Source organism: Corallococcus sp. AB032C (assembly GCF_003668935.1).
Classification (GTDB): domain Bacteria; phylum Myxococcota; class Myxococcia; order Myxococcales; family Myxococcaceae; genus Corallococcus; species Corallococcus exiguus.
On sequence record NZ_RAWP01000061.1, the window covers coordinates 43136 to 57942 of the forward strand.

At 70.8% G+C, this 14807-nt stretch carries 10 protein-coding genes and 1 pseudogene; 4 read left to right on the plus strand and 7 right to left on the minus strand.

The annotated features are described in order from the left end of the window. The 4 genes from D7X99_RS24895 to D7X99_RS24910 all read right to left on the minus strand — a co-directional run bounded on the left by D7X99_RS24895 (position 1) and on the right by D7X99_RS24910 (position 4430). On the minus strand, positions 1–1179 hold the full coding sequence (locus D7X99_RS24895) for a FecR domain-containing protein (protein WP_233613708.1): 1179 nt from the start codon (positions 1177–1179) through the stop codon (positions 1–3). Next, positions 1155–2939, minus strand: a complete 1785-nt coding sequence (locus tag D7X99_RS24900) for an OmpA family protein (RefSeq protein WP_171805239.1) — start codon at positions 2937–2939, stop codon at positions 1155–1157. Before D7X99_RS24900 ends, D7X99_RS24895 begins: the two co-directional genes overlap by 25 nt. Before the next feature lie 535 nt (positions 2940–3474). After that, on the minus strand, positions 3475–3864 hold the full coding sequence (locus tag D7X99_RS24905; RefSeq protein ID WP_121779961.1) for a response regulator: 390 nt from the start codon (positions 3862–3864) through the stop codon (positions 3475–3477). 155 nt (positions 3865–4019) lie between these two features. Beyond that, positions 4020–4430 (minus strand): response regulator transcription factor, encoded by a 411-nt coding sequence (locus D7X99_RS24910; protein ID WP_147476252.1) that lies wholly within the window; start codon positions 4428–4430, stop codon positions 4020–4022. 173 nt (positions 4431–4603) lie between these two features. Here D7X99_RS24910 and D7X99_RS24915 point away from each other — a divergent pair, with 173 nt between their 5' ends. Continuing rightward, positions 4604–6055 (plus strand): hypothetical protein, encoded by a 1452-nt coding sequence (locus tag D7X99_RS24915; protein ID WP_233613709.1) that lies wholly within the window; start codon positions 4604–4606, stop codon positions 6053–6055. On the opposite strand, the gene D7X99_RS24920 is transcribed toward D7X99_RS24915, so the two are convergent. Genes D7X99_RS24920 through D7X99_RS24930 form a run of 3 tightly spaced genes read right to left on the minus strand, consistent with a single transcriptional unit; the run spans position 6038 to position 12947 of the window. Next, entirely contained in the window at positions 6038–9691 is a 3654-nt protein-coding gene (locus D7X99_RS24920; protein WP_121779964.1) for a hypothetical protein, read from the minus strand. The two genes, D7X99_RS24915 and D7X99_RS24920, sit on opposite strands and share 18 nt — an antisense overlap. After that, positions 9688–11721 carry a CHAT domain-containing protein gene (locus tag D7X99_RS24925; RefSeq protein ID WP_121779965.1) on the minus strand — a complete coding sequence of 678 codons (2034 nt, stop codon included), beginning with the start codon at positions 11719–11721 and terminating at the stop codon, positions 9688–9690. Before D7X99_RS24925 ends, D7X99_RS24920 begins: the two co-directional genes overlap by 4 nt. Positions 11722–11771: 50 nt before the next feature. Then, complete coding sequence (locus tag D7X99_RS24930; protein WP_121779966.1) at positions 11772–12947, minus strand: trypsin-like serine protease; 1176 nt, start codon at positions 12945–12947, stop codon at positions 11772–11774. 73 nt (positions 12948–13020) lie between these two features. Here D7X99_RS24930 and D7X99_RS24935 point away from each other — a divergent pair, with 73 nt between their 5' ends. The 3 genes and pseudogenes from D7X99_RS24935 to D7X99_RS24945 all read left to right on the plus strand — a co-directional run. Beyond that, a complete protein-coding gene (locus tag D7X99_RS24935; RefSeq protein ID WP_121779967.1) occupies positions 13021–13485 on the plus strand; it encodes a hypothetical protein in 465 nt (154 codons plus the stop codon). Positions 13486–13598: 113 nt separating this feature from the next. Next, positions 13599–14174 carry a PadR family transcriptional regulator gene (locus D7X99_RS24940; protein ID WP_121779968.1) on the plus strand — a complete coding sequence of 192 codons (576 nt, stop codon included), beginning with the start codon at positions 13599–13601 and terminating at the stop codon, positions 14172–14174. After that, positions 14171–14807, plus strand: a pseudogene (locus D7X99_RS24945) (apolipoprotein acyltransferase); the annotation flags it as partial. The gene D7X99_RS24940 and the pseudogene D7X99_RS24945, both read left to right, overlap by 4 nt.

Here is a 14807-nt window from a genome sequence, read left to right on the forward strand (position 1 = left end):
TCACCTGGCGACGTCGAAGCTGAAGATCTTCGACGGGTAGCCTACGAAGCCGTCGGCATCCACCGCCAGCACCCGCCAGAACCACTTGCCCGCGTCCGGCGCCGCCGCGTCCACCGTGGGGTTGGCCGAATCCTGGACCTTCACCTCGCCCACGAAGTCCGCCGTCGTCCCCAGCTCCACCCGGTACACCTTCGCGCCCGGCACGGCCTTCCAGACGAGCGAGGGCGCCTTCGGGTACGTGCCGCCCCGGGGCCGCTCCAGCGCCGGAGCCGCCAGGAGCGCACGGGGCGCTTCCGGCGCCTGGGCAGGCCGGGCCCGTGAGCCGAAGCCCTCGTCCACGTCCACGGAGGCTGCTGCCGCGCCCAGGGCCACCTTGCCCTCCAGCGTCTCCACGCGGCTGGTCCCGTCCTCCTGCTGGGACACGCGGAAGCGCGTGCCTCTCACGCCCGCCACCGCGCCTCGCGTGCGCACCTCGAAGGTGGAGCCCGCGCCGCCTGGCGCCGCCTGCGTCTCCACCGTGCCCTTCACCAGATCCAACAGCACCTTGCGCTGGCGCTCGGCGGTGAGCTCCAGCGTGCCCAGGCGCACGGCGCTCCGGGGGGACAGGAACAGGACGCTGCCGTCCGCCAGCGCCAGCTCCGCCCGGCCGGCGTCATCCGTCGCCACGAGCTCGCCCGCGTACAACGAGTCTCCCGTGAGACGCGGCGTGGGCTGTCCCTCGCCGGTGCTCGCCGTCACCTGTCCGCTGGCCGTGCGCAGCCGGGCCACCGCGACCTGCGCCGGGCGCTCCACGTACGCGAGCTGCAGGCGGCCCGGGGTGTTGGCGTCGGCCGGGGGCGCCACGAAGGACACGCGCGTGCGGGGAACGCCGGCTTGCACCAGCACCTCCGCCGCGGCCTTCGCCACCGCCAGTCCCTGGCCGTCCAGCCGCTCCGCGTCCGGCAGCTTCGCGGCCACGGTGAGGCCCCGGATGGCGGGGCGCGCCTTCACGGCCTCCGCCACCTCTCGCAGGCAGGCCTCCGTCCGGGGCCCCTTCACCTCCAGGGGCTGGCCCGTCGTGAGCCGCCCGTTGTCGAACGTCAGCCCGCCGCAGGCGCTGGCCGCCTCCGCCGCGAGCCCCGCGACAGGCGAGGCCGACAGCAGCAGCGACAGCATCAGGGGGACTCCCGCCTTCCACACGGCGACACTCCTTCCGCCTGGCCGGCGGTCCTCAGGACGTTGAACTCCACGCGGCGGTTGTTCTCCCGGCCCTTCGCCGTGGCGTTGGTGTCCACCGGCTTCGTCTCACCATAGCCCACCGCCTCCAGGCGCTCCGCCGCGATGCCGTTCTTCACCAGCCAGTCGCGCACGGTGTTCGCGCGCCGCTGTGACAGGTCGAGGTTCTTCGCGTCGTCGCCCTGGCTGTCGGTGTGGCCCTCCACGCGCACCAGGTCCAGCTCCGGGTGGGTGCGCAGGATGGAGGCCACCTGCGACAGCAGCGGGAACGACCTGGGCAGGATGACGTCCTTGCTGGTGGCGAAATACACCTTGTCCAGGATGACGATGCGCGTCCCCTCCAGGCGCACCTTCGACGCGCCCTTGTCCGGGCACCCGTCGTCGTCATTCACCCCATTGATGACCTCCGCCTCCAGCGGGCACTGGTCCTCCGTGTCCGGGATGCCGTCCCGGTCGTTGTCCGGATCCGGGCAGCCGTCCTCGTCCTCGAAGCCGTCCTTGTCCTCGGGCGCGGTGGGGCAGCGGTCCTCCGCGTCCGGGATGCCGTCGCCGTCCGTGTCGCCGGAAGCGGACGGCAGGGCGAGCGCGGCCGGGGGCGGGGCGCCTTCCGAGGCCGGCTTCGTTTCGGGCACCGTGTCCGGGCAGCCGTCGTCGTCGCGGTAGCCGTTCACCGTCTCCGGCTCGGTGGGGCAGATGTCGTTGACGTCGGGGATGCCATCGTTGTCGTCATCCGGATCCAGGCAGCCGTCGTCGTCCTGGAAGCCGTCGAAGTCCTCGGGGCCCAGCGCGCAGGTGGGGGGCCGCGCGGCACCCACCGGGGCCGGGGTGCCGCCCGGCGTGTAGGCCAGCCCCGCGAGCACGCGGAAGGCGGGCGTGCCGTAGCCGCGCGAGAGGCCCGGCCCGGCGCCCACGTGCGCGGCGAAGCCCTGGGCGAAGCGGTACTTCACCGCGCCCAGCAGCTCCAGGGGGAACTCCTCCTTGTCGGACTCCTGGAGGCCCACCGCGCCCGCGACCGTCGCCTGCGCGGACAGCGCCTGGGTGATGGGCACCTCCGCGCCCACGCCGAACGCGAGCTCGTTGCCCACGTGCAGGTTGCGCAGGTCCTGCGCCTTGCGGAGGTTCACGCCCACGTTGGCGAGCAACCGCAGCGACGGCGTGGCCCACTCACCGGCCACGCGCGGCTGGAAGGTGAGCCCGTCCGCGCCCACGAAGTGGTCGCCACCGCCGGTGGGCAGGGTGAAGGGCGCGACCACCGCCAGGTTCAGCGCGCCCTTTGACAGCAGCGCCAGCTTGGGCACCACGCGCAGGTCGCCCAGACCCGCCGTGCCCACGCCGTTCGCGAACTGCTCCGACACGGGGCCCGCGGGTTGCGAGCCGGTGACCGTCAGCGGCAGCACCAGGCCCACCTCCAGCCGGTCGAAGAGGGACACCGCGCCCATCAGGTCCAGCGACACCTGCCGCTCCACGATGTGGTAGACGAACTTCTCCTCGCGCGGGTCGTAGAAGTTGAGCGGCTGGTGCGCGTAGTTGAGTGACGCGCCCACGTTCCACGTCAGGTGCGGCGCGACGCGGGCGCTGTTCAGCCCGAGCACGTCGTACGCGCCAGGCCCCGGCTTGTACTGCTGCACGTCGATGGCCTGCGACACCGACACCTGGGCCTGTGCACGCGACGCGACGCCCAGCGACAGGCCCGCCGCCACCGTCAGCGCCAGCCCCCGGCCCATGCCGAACCGGCGGCGACGCCCGAGGAACGGCACGGACAGCAGGCCCAGCACCTGGAAGTCATCGTCGGCGTCGAGCGGGTTGGTGCCGCCCTTCACCTCGCCGCCGTCGGGGATGCCACCGCCGCCGGTGTCCGCGTTGTTGGGGCCGGACTCGTTGGCGTCGCGGATGGCGTTGGCGTCCTCCTCGCAGGCTGACAGCCCGTCGCCATCCGTGTCGCTGGCCAGCGGGTGGGTGGGGTTCCGCCCACGCATCTCGATGCCATCCATCAGGCCGTCGCCGTCCGTGTCGGCCTTGCGGCGGTCGGTCTCCGGGGGCTGGGTGATGCCGTCGTGGTTCACGTCTTCCTCGCCATCCGTCAGGCCGTCATTGTCGTTGTCGATGTCGAGCGCGTCGATCTTCCCGTCGCCATCGGTGTCGACCAGACCCGCGATGCCGCGCTCCGGCGCTTGGACTCGGCGACGTGCTCGCACGGAGCGCGCTGTCCAGCTTGCGGATCCACTTTCCGGAATCTGGATCCGCCCACCGCGCGTCTTCCTAGCGAGGAGCTTCCAGCAATTGCGAGACGTGCTCCGCCAGGTCCGGCAGCGGTTGGGGTTTGCTCAGCACCAGGTCCACGCCCAGCGCCTGCGCACGCGTCCCCAGCTCCGGCGTCGCGAACGCCGTCAGCAGCACCATGCGCGTGGCAGGGGATGACTCGCGCACCCGCTCCGCGATGATGAGCCCTTCCTCGGACTGCGTTCCGCTCAGGCGCAGGTCGCTGATGACCAGGTCGTACCGGCCGCGCTTCACCCGCTCCAGGGCCTCGTTCAGGTCCGTGGCCGAGTCGACCTCGTACCCGGCGCTGGAGAAGAAGCGGCCCAGGACCCAGCACAGGACCGTTTCATCGTCGACGATCAGCAGGTTCCGGGGCACACGAGGAGGCATGAGCAAGGGAGGGGCCAGGGCCCCGGGAATAAAGCGGTGAAGTCTTTACAGCCACTTGGCCCGGCGGAAGCACGTCCGCCGCGCGCGCTTGTCCAGCTTGCGGATCCATTTTCCGGAATCCGGACCGGAACAGACAATAACGGCAGCCCGGATTTTCACCGCATGGGGATGGGCTGGGGCTGGTCCTCGTTGGCCGCGGCGGGGATGAGCGCGGACAGGTGGAGGATGAGCACCGGCATCAGCTGCGGTTTGGGCAGCAGCTTGGTGATGCCACTGCTCCACGCCGAGTGCCGCACCTCGTCCAGGGGCAGCGCCGTCATCAACAGGATGGGAATGTGCGAGTCGTGCAGGCGCAGGTCGCGCGCGAAGCGCAGACCTTCTTCCATGCCGGGCCGGCCGAAGGGGTGGTCGATGAGGACCGCGTCGAACAGATTCGTATCCAGCAGGCCGCGAGCCTGGGAGTCCGTGCGAGCAGTGAGGACGGTGAAGCCCGCGGCCGTCAGGTGACGCGCCGTCGCCCCACGAACCGGGGGCTTCGAATCGAGGAGGAGGATTTTACCTGGCATGCACAACAACAGTGCAGCTGTTGTGCCGTGGAGGGCGTCATGCGCCCATTCCAGTCATTGCAAGGGATTGGAAGGGAGGGGGCAAGCGGGGACGGGGCCGTTTTCCAATTCCTGGACCAGTCTCCGGATTCTGGACGAAAAAGGCCGTACCCTGCCGCAGGATGCCCGAGCCCGTGAAGGATGAAGCACTCCAGCTCCTGCTCGCGCGCGCTGACGACCGCCGTCCGGTGCTGGAGGAAGGGCTTCCCGCGGACTCCACCCGGGATGCCCCCAGGCCCGCGCCGCTTCCTCGCCGTGCCGAGGGCATGACGCTGGAGCGGCCCGACGCGAACCCGAATGACCTGCCTTCGCAGCGCTGGGGTGTCATCGCGCCCGTGGGCACGGCGGGCGATGCCATGCTTCGCGCCATCGAGCCGCTCATCCAGCACCGCGAGCAGGAGCAGGGCGCTCCGGTGATGCGCTACCGCGTTCCTCCCGGCATGGACGCGAACGCGGCGGTGCGCTGGAAGGAGACGGTGCACCGGGCCGAGGACGTCCCCGAGGAGGAGCGCCCCAGGTACCTGCTGCTGCTCGGGGACCTGCCCGACGTGTCCATTGAATTGCAGCACGTGCTCGCGCATGGCGCGTTCGTGGGGCGGCTTCACGTGGGGCTGCCCGACGGTGAACCGGACCTCGCGGGCTACACGTCCTACGCCGGGAAGGTGATCGCGGCCGAGAAGCGGGGCGCGCCTCCGGAGGCCCCCGACATGCTCCTGTACACGGCGCGGGACGGGACGACGGCCACGACCTCCGGACATCACCTGCTGGTGGAGCCCTGCCGGCAGGTCATGGAGACGCGGTGGAGGCAGAAGCGGCCCGCGTTGAAGGTCCAGGAGGTTCCCTATGACTACGCGGACGCGGACGCGCTCTTGGAGGCCGCGGCCGCTGCGCGCTCGGCGGTGATGCTCACGGTGGCGCATGGGTTGGGGCGGCCCTCGAAGGGATGGACGTCTCCCCAGGAGCAGCGGGCCCTGCAGGGCGCGCTGACGCTGGGCGGAGGCCCACCGCTCACGGGCGCAATGCTGAGGGACACGCCCTTCCTGCCCGGAGGCATGTGGTTCAGCGTGGCGTGCTTCGGCGCGGCGACCCCACCGGACAGCGCGTTCCATGCATGGCTCGCGCAGATCGCCGCGGCTGGCGGGTTCGCGGGCCGTCCTGACTCCGTGCTGCACAGCCTGCCCAGGGCAGGGGAGCGTCCCTTCGTGGCGGCGCTGCCCCAGGCCCTGCTGGCGAATCCGCGCGGACCGCTGGGCATCATCGGCCACAGCGACCTGGCGTGGACGCTCGGCTTCCTGGACTCGGAGGACATGACGCGCGGCCGTGCCTCGCGCGTCCTCTCCGCGCTCCAGGTCCTGTCTCATGGCAGCCGCGCGGGCGTCGCCCTGGACGCGTTGATGAGCGCGTACCGGGGCGTCAACGACGCGCTGCTGGCGGGCTACCGGGCGCGGCAGGACGCGCAGGTGTATGGCATTCCGGATCCTGTCGACCCGAAGCGACAGGGGTATCAGTGGATGCAGCGCAATGACTTGCGCGGCTACGTGCTGCTCGGAGACCCCGCTGCAAGGCTCTCAGGGCAGCAACCGTAGTGTTGATGGCGGCGTCGCGAGCGGATCCCGCCCCTGGATCCGCTCACATTCCGCATACGCGCTCTTCGCCTGTTCCTCGCTTTCATCCAGGTAGCTGCGGCGGACGTCCGGAGGAAGGCAGTCCTTGTTGACGGCCCGGAGCCGCCGCTGGAGCTCTGAAACCTCCAGGGGCCAGAGCTGTGCCTGTCCATCGGCGCACACCGTCAGGAGCTGGTGCCCGTCCGGACTGAACTCGGCGGATGTGACTTCCGACTCACAGGCCTTGATCACCAGGGGCAGGCCCGTTCCGTCCGCCCTCCACACCCGCGCGGACTGGTCAACCGAGGTCGTCACGACCTGGTGGCCATCCGGACTGAAGCGGGCGGAGGAGACGACCTTCGGGGGGCCCTTGAGCACGACGGGCGTGCCCGTTCCATCCGCCCTCCACACCCGCGCGGTCTGGTCCGCGGACGCCGTCACCACCCACAGGCCATCCGGGCTGAAGCTCGCGGAATAGATCTCACCCCGATGCCCCTTGAGCACGACAGGGGTGCCCGTCCCGTCCGCCTTCCACACCCGCGCGGTCTCGTCCTCGGACGCCGTCACCACCCACTGGCCGTCCTGGCTGAACTCGGCGGAGAGGACGCGGCGCCCATGGCCCTTGAGCTCCACGGGCGTGCCGGTTCCATCCGTCCTCAGCACCTTCGGGACCTGGACGAACGCGGTCACGAACCACTGACCGTCGAGGCTGAACCGGGCGGAGCGTGCTTCGTTGGACCCCAGCACCCGCGGTGTCCCGCTCCCGTCCGCCCTCCACACCTGGGCCTCGCCCCCGGACGTGGCCAACACCGACTGGCCATCAGAGCTGAACTCCGCCGAGCCGATGGGCCTGAGCGGATCCTTCAGCATCACCGGAGGGCCCATCCCATCCGCCCGCCACACCCGCGCACTCCCGTTCTCGAAGACAGTCACCAACTGGTGGCCATCCGGGCTGAACGCGGCCGACAAAACGGGGCCCGCGCGCCCATCGAGCACCACTGGGTCGCCCGTCCCCTCCGTGCGCCAGACGCGTGCCGTTCCGTCGGTGCCCGCCGTGACGACCCGCTGCCCATCCGGACTGAACCGCGCGGACCGGACCGCGCCGGCTGCCTCTCCGGGGCCCTGGAACACCACGGGAAGCTCCGGCCCGCCGGCCTTCCACTTCCAGACCCGGAGGGCTCCATCGTTGGACGCGGTGATGATCCGCTGCCCGTCTCGACTGAAGTGCGCGTCCGCGACCCAGTCCTGGTGACCCTGGAGCACCCGGGAGGGGCCCCTTCCATCCGCCCTCCACACCCTGGCGGTCCCGTCGAAGGACGTGGTCACCACCCACTGGCCATCCGGGCTGAACTCCGCGGAGGTGATGGGGTCCGTATGTTCCGTGAAAACGAAGGGGGTGCCCGTCCCATCCGCCTTCCACACCCGCGCCGTCTTGTCCTCGGACGCCGTCACCACCCACTGGCCATCCGGGCTGAACGTGGCGGAGTTCACGTTCCCCTCATGCCCGTTGAGCACGACGGGCGAGCCCTTCCCATCCGCCCGCCACACCCGCGCCGTCTTGTCCTCGGACGCCGTCACCACCCACTGGCCATCCGGGCTGAACTCGGCGGAGAAGACGGGCTTCGTGTGCCCCTTGAGCACGACGGGCGAGCCCTTCCCCTCCACCCGCCATACCCGCGCCGTCCTGTCCCAGGACGCGGTCACCACGCGCCGCCCGTCCGGGCTGAAGCGCGCCGACAGGACCGAGGCCTGGTGCTCGCCCAGCATCACGGGCTCTCTGGTTCCATCCGCCCGCCGCACCTGCACGCTCATGTCCGCCGAAGCCGTCACCAGCCACTGGCCATCTGGACTGAACCTCGCGGAGTGAACGCTGTCCTCGTACTTCCAGAGCGCCTTGGGCGTGCCCGTCCCATCCGCCCGCCACACCCGGACGGTGGCGTCCCGGCTGGCGGTGGCAACCCATTGCCCGTCCGGGCTGAACTCGATGGAGTCGACGATGCCCTCATGGCCCGTCAACTCCACGGGAGTGCCCGTCCCGTCCACGCGCCATACCCACGCCGGTCCCTCCCTGGAGGCCGCCGCCACCCGCTGGCCGTCCGGGCTGAAGGCCGCGACGTTCAGCGGAGCCGTTCCCTGGAACGTCACCTCCGGAATGGACTCCTTCAGGACGTCATGCGCCAGTTGTGTCCACCACCGCGCCTGCTCGGGCTCGGGCACTTCGAGCAGCAGTTTCGCGGCCATCGCGGTGTAGCCACGGCCTTGCAGGTCGCGAGCCCCCGTTATCAACGCCAATCCCCGTGCGTCTCGCGCCTGCTTGACGGCTTCCTGCTTCGCGCTCTCCGCGTCCTTCTTCGCCCCCTCCGCGTGGGTTCGCTCTGTCCAGGCCCAGATGAGCAGCAGGGCCATCAGCACCGCCACGCCCACCGCCACCGAGGCCAGGATGATGAGCCTGCGCCGCTCGGCCGCTTCACGCCGGCGCTGTCGTTGCGCTGACTCACGCTCGATGCGCTGCTGCTTGAGGTCGAAGACCTTGCGCGCGAGCCAATCGTGTCCCAACTCAAAGTACCGGCTGCCCTGGTGCTGCTCCGCGTGCAGCACCGCCGCCGCTTCCAGGTGCGTCAACACCTCGTCCGCGTGCTGGAGTGGCAGCTCGGCGCGGGCCTCCTGCTCTGTCAGCAGGGTCCGGCTGCCATCGCTCGCGATGAGGTACTGCTCCAGCAACCGGCGCGCCGCCCGCTTCTTGTCGGAGCCGAGCGCATCCAGCGTCGCCTCCAGGTAGCGGTGCACCATCGGCTCCGCGGCGACAGGCTCCACGGCCTGTCCCCGTGCCCGCTCGTCCCACAGGGCCCGGCAGACGATCTGCGCGAACGCGGCCTGCACCTCGGCGTCATCGTCCTGCTCGCCCTGGCCCGCCATGCGCACCTGCCGCATCAGCGCGCGCACCTCCTGCTCGGACCAGGGCTGCGAGGGCAGGCCCTTCTCGGTGGCCAGCCGGCACGACACCCTCACCATCTCGCCCACGGTGAGCGGCCCCAGCCGGAAGCCCTGCTCCAGCAACTCGCGCCGGCCCCGCACGCGGTCCCGGAAGCGCCCCAGGTAGTCCTCGCGCATCGCCAGCACGAGCTGCAGCCCGCGCACCGGCTTGCGCGCCAGCGCGTCCAGCCCCTTCAGCAGCGCGCCGGTCGCCTCCACGTCGCGCCCCGGAAGGAAGAGCTGCTCCAACTGGTCCAGGTAGATGAGCACCGGCCGGTCCGAGCGCTGCGACGCGAGCTCCAGCGCCGAGTCCAGCGCCTCCACCGTCCCCGCCTGCTCCGGCGGCGGCCCCAGCTCCAGCTCCGCGTGCATCGTGCGCACGAGCCGCGCCAGCGGAGCCTCCCCCGCGAGCCACCCGTCGATGCGCACCGTGCGGAACTCGTGCGCCTCCTCCAGCAGCGGAATCACGCCCGCCTGCATCACCGACGACTTCCCCGCGCCCGAGGGGCCAAAGAGTGTGAGGCACGGGTGCGCGAGGATGCGGTTCACCAGCCGCTGCGTCACGGTCTCGCGGCCGAAGAAGCGCTCGCGGTCCGCCGCGCGGTAGGGCTGCGGCCCGAGGAAGGGATTCACCAGGCCGCTCATCGCGAACCTCCCGGCGTCCCCACGCCGAGCGACTCGGCCACCGCGCCCGCTTCCGCCTGCACCACCTGGATGCCCGCGCCCGCGGGCAGGCCCCGGCCTGACTTCCAGGACTCCGCCTCATGAACCCCGGGCTCCAGCAGCACCAGGCTCTTGCGAGGGAGCGGCCGGCGTCCGAACAGCCGCGACAACAACATGCGGTGGTTCCATGTCAGCAATGACAGTCCAATGAGCAGCGCGGGCCGGCTGTCCAGCGTCCCCAGGATGGCGTCCGCCAGGTCCGGAGGCAGGACGGACTCCAGGTCTCGCACGCCGTGCAGGTAGTCGTCCTCCGTGAGCAGGGGCGTTTCGAAGACGCGGTCGGGCAGGTAGCCCCGGTACAGCCGCACCAGCGCCACGTCGCGCGATGGGTCGAAGTCCAGGGGCAGCGTGTCGAGCGGTTCCCAGCCCTGCCCCGGCAGGCGCCGTCGGATCAGCGCGGAGCCCTCGTCGGGCGTCGAGGGCTGGATGACATACAGCGGCAGCTCCGGCCGGTGCATCGCGAGCGCGTGCTCCAGCACGGGCATGCGCAAGAGCGTGATGTGGACGCCGGGTTTCAGCCGCCGCGCCAGCGCCTCCACCAGCGGGAGCGTGGGCGTCGCATCCTGGAACACCTCCTGGAAGTGCGAGTCCAGCGTCTTGGGTCCGAAGCGCAGCGTGAACCGCTGCGCCAGCGCGCTCATTGGCAGCGCCTCCGGCACGGCCCACGGCGTGCCCCGCATCCGGCCGTGCAGCAGCTCCCGCAGATCCTCGTCCGGGGTGCCCCCGTGGTCGCCCAGCACCAGCGAGAAGGGACGTGAGACCAGGTCCAGGAGCCCGCGCAGGGACGGGTCCTCTGGGCGCACCGGTTCGGACTGCACGGGGGCTCGGGGCGCGGTGTTCGCCCGGGCGGGCCGGAAGGAGAAGAGCGTGGTGTCACTGCCTCGCAGGTACAGCACGGGGGAGAAGGCCTCGGCGCTCTCGCCGAACTCCGTGAGCACCGTGCTGCGCGCGTCATGGAGGCAGCGGGCCACGTCGCCCCGGTGCCGCGTGTCTCCCACCAACGCGCGGTAGAAGGCCCGCGAGCACGCGCGCGCCACGTCTGTCTTCACCGGCCACAGGTGCGCCACCACCGCGTCCGCGCCGCCCTGCGCGAGCAGCTCCGCCGCGCTCGTCAGCGCCCCCGGTTGAGCGCCCTGACAGGCTTCGAGCACCACCAATCGCAGGTCGCCCCGGAAGGCTCCCGCCAGCTCCTTCGCCAGCAACTCCACGGAGAGCCCCGCGGACGCGCCATCCGCATCCGTGAGTTGCAGGACCGGAGCCCCCTTCGCGTCCACTCCGCCATGACCGATGAAGTGCAGGATGTGCGGCGCGGGCTCCGAGCGGAGCCGGTCGATGACGTAGTCGCGCCGCGAGCGGGGCCCCACGAGCGGCTCCATCCACTCCAGCGCTCCGGAGTCGATGGCCGGCTGGAGCATGGCGCGCAGGCGGGCCGGAGCCTCTTCGTCCAGCGGCGAGACGACGAGCAGCCGCACGGCCCCGGTGACCTCGCGAGGAAGCCAGGGCTTCGTGGACTGCACCCCGCGCACGATGCACAGCTCCGGCGAGATGCCGAGGAAGTCGAGCGGCCCGGACGGTCCACAGAGCGCCTCCCAGGGAAGCGCCTGGAGCTCGCGGTCCCGGGGCAGCAGGCGCAGCAGCAGCGGCTTCTTGCTCGCGGTGGTGCGCAACACGCCGCGCAGCTCGAGCAGCACCTCCTGGAGCCCCTCGCGGAAGAGCGCGGAGTGCAGCGCCCGCGCCTGCTCGGGAGACTCCAGGGGCACCCCGCGCACGGCCGCGTCCCGCACCCACTCACCGAAGCGGCGGAGGGACTCGCGCGAGTGCGCGGGCCCCAACCTGTGCGGCGCGGGCTGTTGGCCGCCGCTGCCACGCGCCGTGGCGCTGACCTCATCGCCAGCCAGCGCGAGGTCGACCTCCAGCCAGAATCCGGGCGCCGTCGTTCCGCTCGTGCTCATGCGAGCGGAAGCCTACTCCGTCCTCATGGCACCTGGAGCAAGCGGCCGTATCAATAGAAAGTACGTCCGAGCATGGAGGCCTCGACGACGGCCGTTTCGCCATACACCGAGATGTACCAGGTCCCCTGGCTCGGGTAGTAGAGGGAGCAATACTCCAGGTTGCTGTCCGTGGCGCCGGAGCGGCAGGTGTAGTTCGTCAGCGTGGGCGCTCCGTTGTAGCGCACGTAGAGGGTGCCATTGCCGGTGCCCTTCTGGAGCGACACGGTGAACGCGGGGATGCCCGACGGCAGGGTGAGGGAGTAGTGCTTCCAGCCGCCCTGGGGCGCGTTCACGTGCTGCAGCGTCGCCCGCGGCGCGGTGCTCAGCCGCGGGGTCATGTAGTCGATGAACCCCTTGAGGTACGCAGCCCGCTCGAAGATGTCCGGCGCCGAGCAGCCCAGGTTGTAGCTGGCGACGCCCACCAGCTTCTTCCCGGAGAGGCCGTCCACCACCAGCGGGCCCCCCACGTCCCCCGTGCAGAAGGCGTTGCCCTGCGCCGAACCATCCGCCCCCAACTGGTCGGTGGTGAGGGGTTGCCCCAGCGCCAGGGAGGCATCCGCGTTGGACATCAGCGGCACGCTCATCTTCATCAACGCGTCTGGGATTGCACCGCCGGGGGTCGTCTGCCCCCAGCCCGCGAGCGTGGCGATGGCACCCGGATCGGTGTAGCCGGCGGAGACGTCCGCCGCCGTCGCCACCGGCAGGGCCGTCACCGTGGTGCCATTGAGCGTCAGCGGGGTCATCAACCGCAGGAGCGCCGCGTCCTTGCCCTGCGTCGGATCCCACGAGCCAACGAGGGGAATGATGTCCAGCAGCGTGCTCACCTGCCCCGCGCTGCTCATCGCCGCCAGGCTGTTGCTGCCCGCCGCGACGCGAAGGGTGCTGGGATGCGGGGGCGTCACGGTGCCGGTCCCCAGCACGCACTGTCGTGAAGTGAGGACCCAGTGGGTGTTGATGATGGTGCCGCCACACAGGTGGTTCCCGGCCGCGTCCTGGAGGGACACCATCCAGGGGAACTCACCGGCGGCGGCGGGCGTGGCCCCCAAGAGAGGCCGAGCGGCCTGCGCCACGGCGGGTGGATCACCGACCGCTTCAGGGCCACAGCCAGCACCCAGGGACAGGAAGCCCAGCGCGACGGTGACACGCAGGGAAGGGGACCACGGAAAGCACGAGCGGGGAGCGGTCATGCTGCCAATCTATGGGTCGTCCTTGGGATGCGAGCAGACTTGTTTCACCGTTTGAACCGGGAGTGTGGCCGTCATGGACGCGAAGGCGCATCGCTGGCTCGTCAATGAGTTGGACAAGTGGCGGGTCCCCGTAGACCTGTTGGAACTCCGCAATCGCGGACCCGAGGTGTTCGACGCGCTGGTGGAGATTCTCGAACAGGGCCAGCTCTCCGTCCGGCAGCGAGCGAACGCACTCCGGGCGCTGAGCGAGCTGAGCCTGAAACGAGGGGCCCTGCTGGAGCGGAGCACCGTCCTGGAGCGGCTCGCGAAGACCCTCGTCGTCGGCGACGAGCAGGAGTTGCGTGAGGTGGCGGCCCGGGTGCTGGTGCACCAGTTCTTCCGGCAGGAGTACTACGCGGACCTGCGGTCGCTGGTGAGCGCCGAGGAGCTGAAGTCGCTGCTGGAGCGCGCCGAGGCGTTGGGGTTGAGCGACGAGGTCCGCGACCACGTCTGGCGTTCCTTCAATGACGACACTGCGCGGCGACGTCCCAGCGAATGAGCATCCCTACAGTAGAGACTGCGAGAGACGTAGCCCGGCCCCTCCAGGGGACGCCGAACGAGGGCTGGTGGCCGGATATATCAGCCTGATATATCCGGGTGGAGGAGGCAGTCATGGCGAGGGAGAGCACCTGTCGGTTCGCCATCCTGGGGATGCTGTGCCGGGAGCCGATGAGTGGGTACGACCTGCGAAGCACCATCGAGCGGTCGGTGGGCCACTTCTGGCAGGAGAGCTACGGCAACCTGTACCCGACGTTGGAGCGGATGGCGGAGGAGCGGCTCGTCGAGCTCGAGCCGGAGGAGCGCTCGCGGGGCGGACGGATCCGCAAGGTGTACCGGGTGACGGCGGCGGGGCGGAAGGCGCTCGCGGAATGGCTGAGGCGGCCGGTGCTCCCCCACGTCGAGCGCAACGAGCTGTTGCTCAAGCTCTTCTTCGGGGCCCAGGTGGGGCCCGCGGACTCCCTGGCGCAGGTGGAGCGCAGCCGCGCCGAGGCGGAGGGGCTGCTGGCGGTGCTTCGCCTCATCGACGACGACGTCCGCCACGCCCGGAAAGACGATCCGGAGTTCGCCTACCAGCACTTGTCGATCCGCGCGGGGCTGCTCGGGCTGGAGGCGCACCTGCGCTGGTGTGACGAGGCGCGCGAAGCACTTGGGCGGCTGAAGCCGAAGAAGAAGAGGGGAGCGCGATGAGCGGTCATCCGGACGAAGGAGCGCGGCGTCTGTCCACGTTCGTGCCATGGCTCGCCCTGGGCGTCGGGGCTGGACTGGTGCTGTTGCTGAACACGGAGTGGGCGGTGCTGCCCGGCTGGCTGATGGGCGCCCTGTACCTCTTCTTCTCCCGGCGACAGCGGCCCGCGGTGGGCTTCGTGGGGCTGCTGGTGGCCAACACCATCGCCGTTTGCGTGGCGAACCTGGGAGTGTTCCCGGGCTCCGCCGCGAGCGCCTTCGGCATGGCCTTGGGAGGCGCGGTGGTGGTCGCGCTGCTGTACCTGGCGGACCGGCTCGTCGTGGGGCCACGGGGCACCTTCGTGGGGACGCTCTTCCTGCCAGCGGCGACGACGGGGCTGGAGCTCTTCAGCAGCCTGGGCAATCCATTCGGCACCTGGGGCGTGCTGGCCTACACCCAGGCAAAGGTGCCGGTGCTGGTGCAGCTGGTATCGGTGACGGGGTTGTGGGGCCTGACGTTCGTCCTGGTGTGTTTCGCCACGGTGGCCAACTGGGCGTTCGAGCACCGGGATACAGGGCGCCGCGTCCTGCCCGGGCTGGCGGTTTACGCGGCGGTACTGGTGGCCATCCTCGGCTTCGGAGCGCTGCGGCTCGAGG

Bases quoted from the DNA above. Each gene is read 5' to 3' on its own strand.
- D7X99_RS24900 (WP_171805239.1), bottom strand. From the start codon at position 2,939: ATGGGCCGGGGGCTGGCGCTGACGGTGGCGGCGGGCCTGTCGCTGGGC.
- D7X99_RS24905 (WP_121779961.1), bottom strand. From the start codon at position 3,864: ATGCCTCCTCGTGTGCCCCGGAACCTGCTGATCGTCGACGATGAAACG.
- D7X99_RS24910 (WP_147476252.1), bottom strand. From the start codon at position 4,430: ATGCCAGGTAAAATCCTCCTCCTCGATTCGAAGCCCCCGGTTCGTGGG.
- D7X99_RS24920 (WP_121779964.1), bottom strand. From the start codon at position 9,691: ATGAGCGGCCTGGTGAATCCCTTCCTCGGGCCGCAGCCCTACCGCGCG.
- D7X99_RS24925 (WP_121779965.1), bottom strand. From the start codon at position 11,721: ATGAGCACGAGCGGAACGACGGCGCCCGGATTCTGGCTGGAGGTCGAC.
- D7X99_RS24930 (WP_121779966.1), bottom strand. From the start codon at position 12,947: ATGACCGCTCCCCGCTCGTGCTTTCCGTGGTCCCCTTCCCTGCGTGTC.
- D7X99_RS24935 (WP_121779967.1), top strand. From the start codon at position 13,021: ATGGACGCGAAGGCGCATCGCTGGCTCGTCAATGAGTTGGACAAGTGG.
- D7X99_RS24940 (WP_121779968.1), top strand. From the start codon at position 13,599: ATGGCGAGGGAGAGCACCTGTCGGTTCGCCATCCTGGGGATGCTGTGC.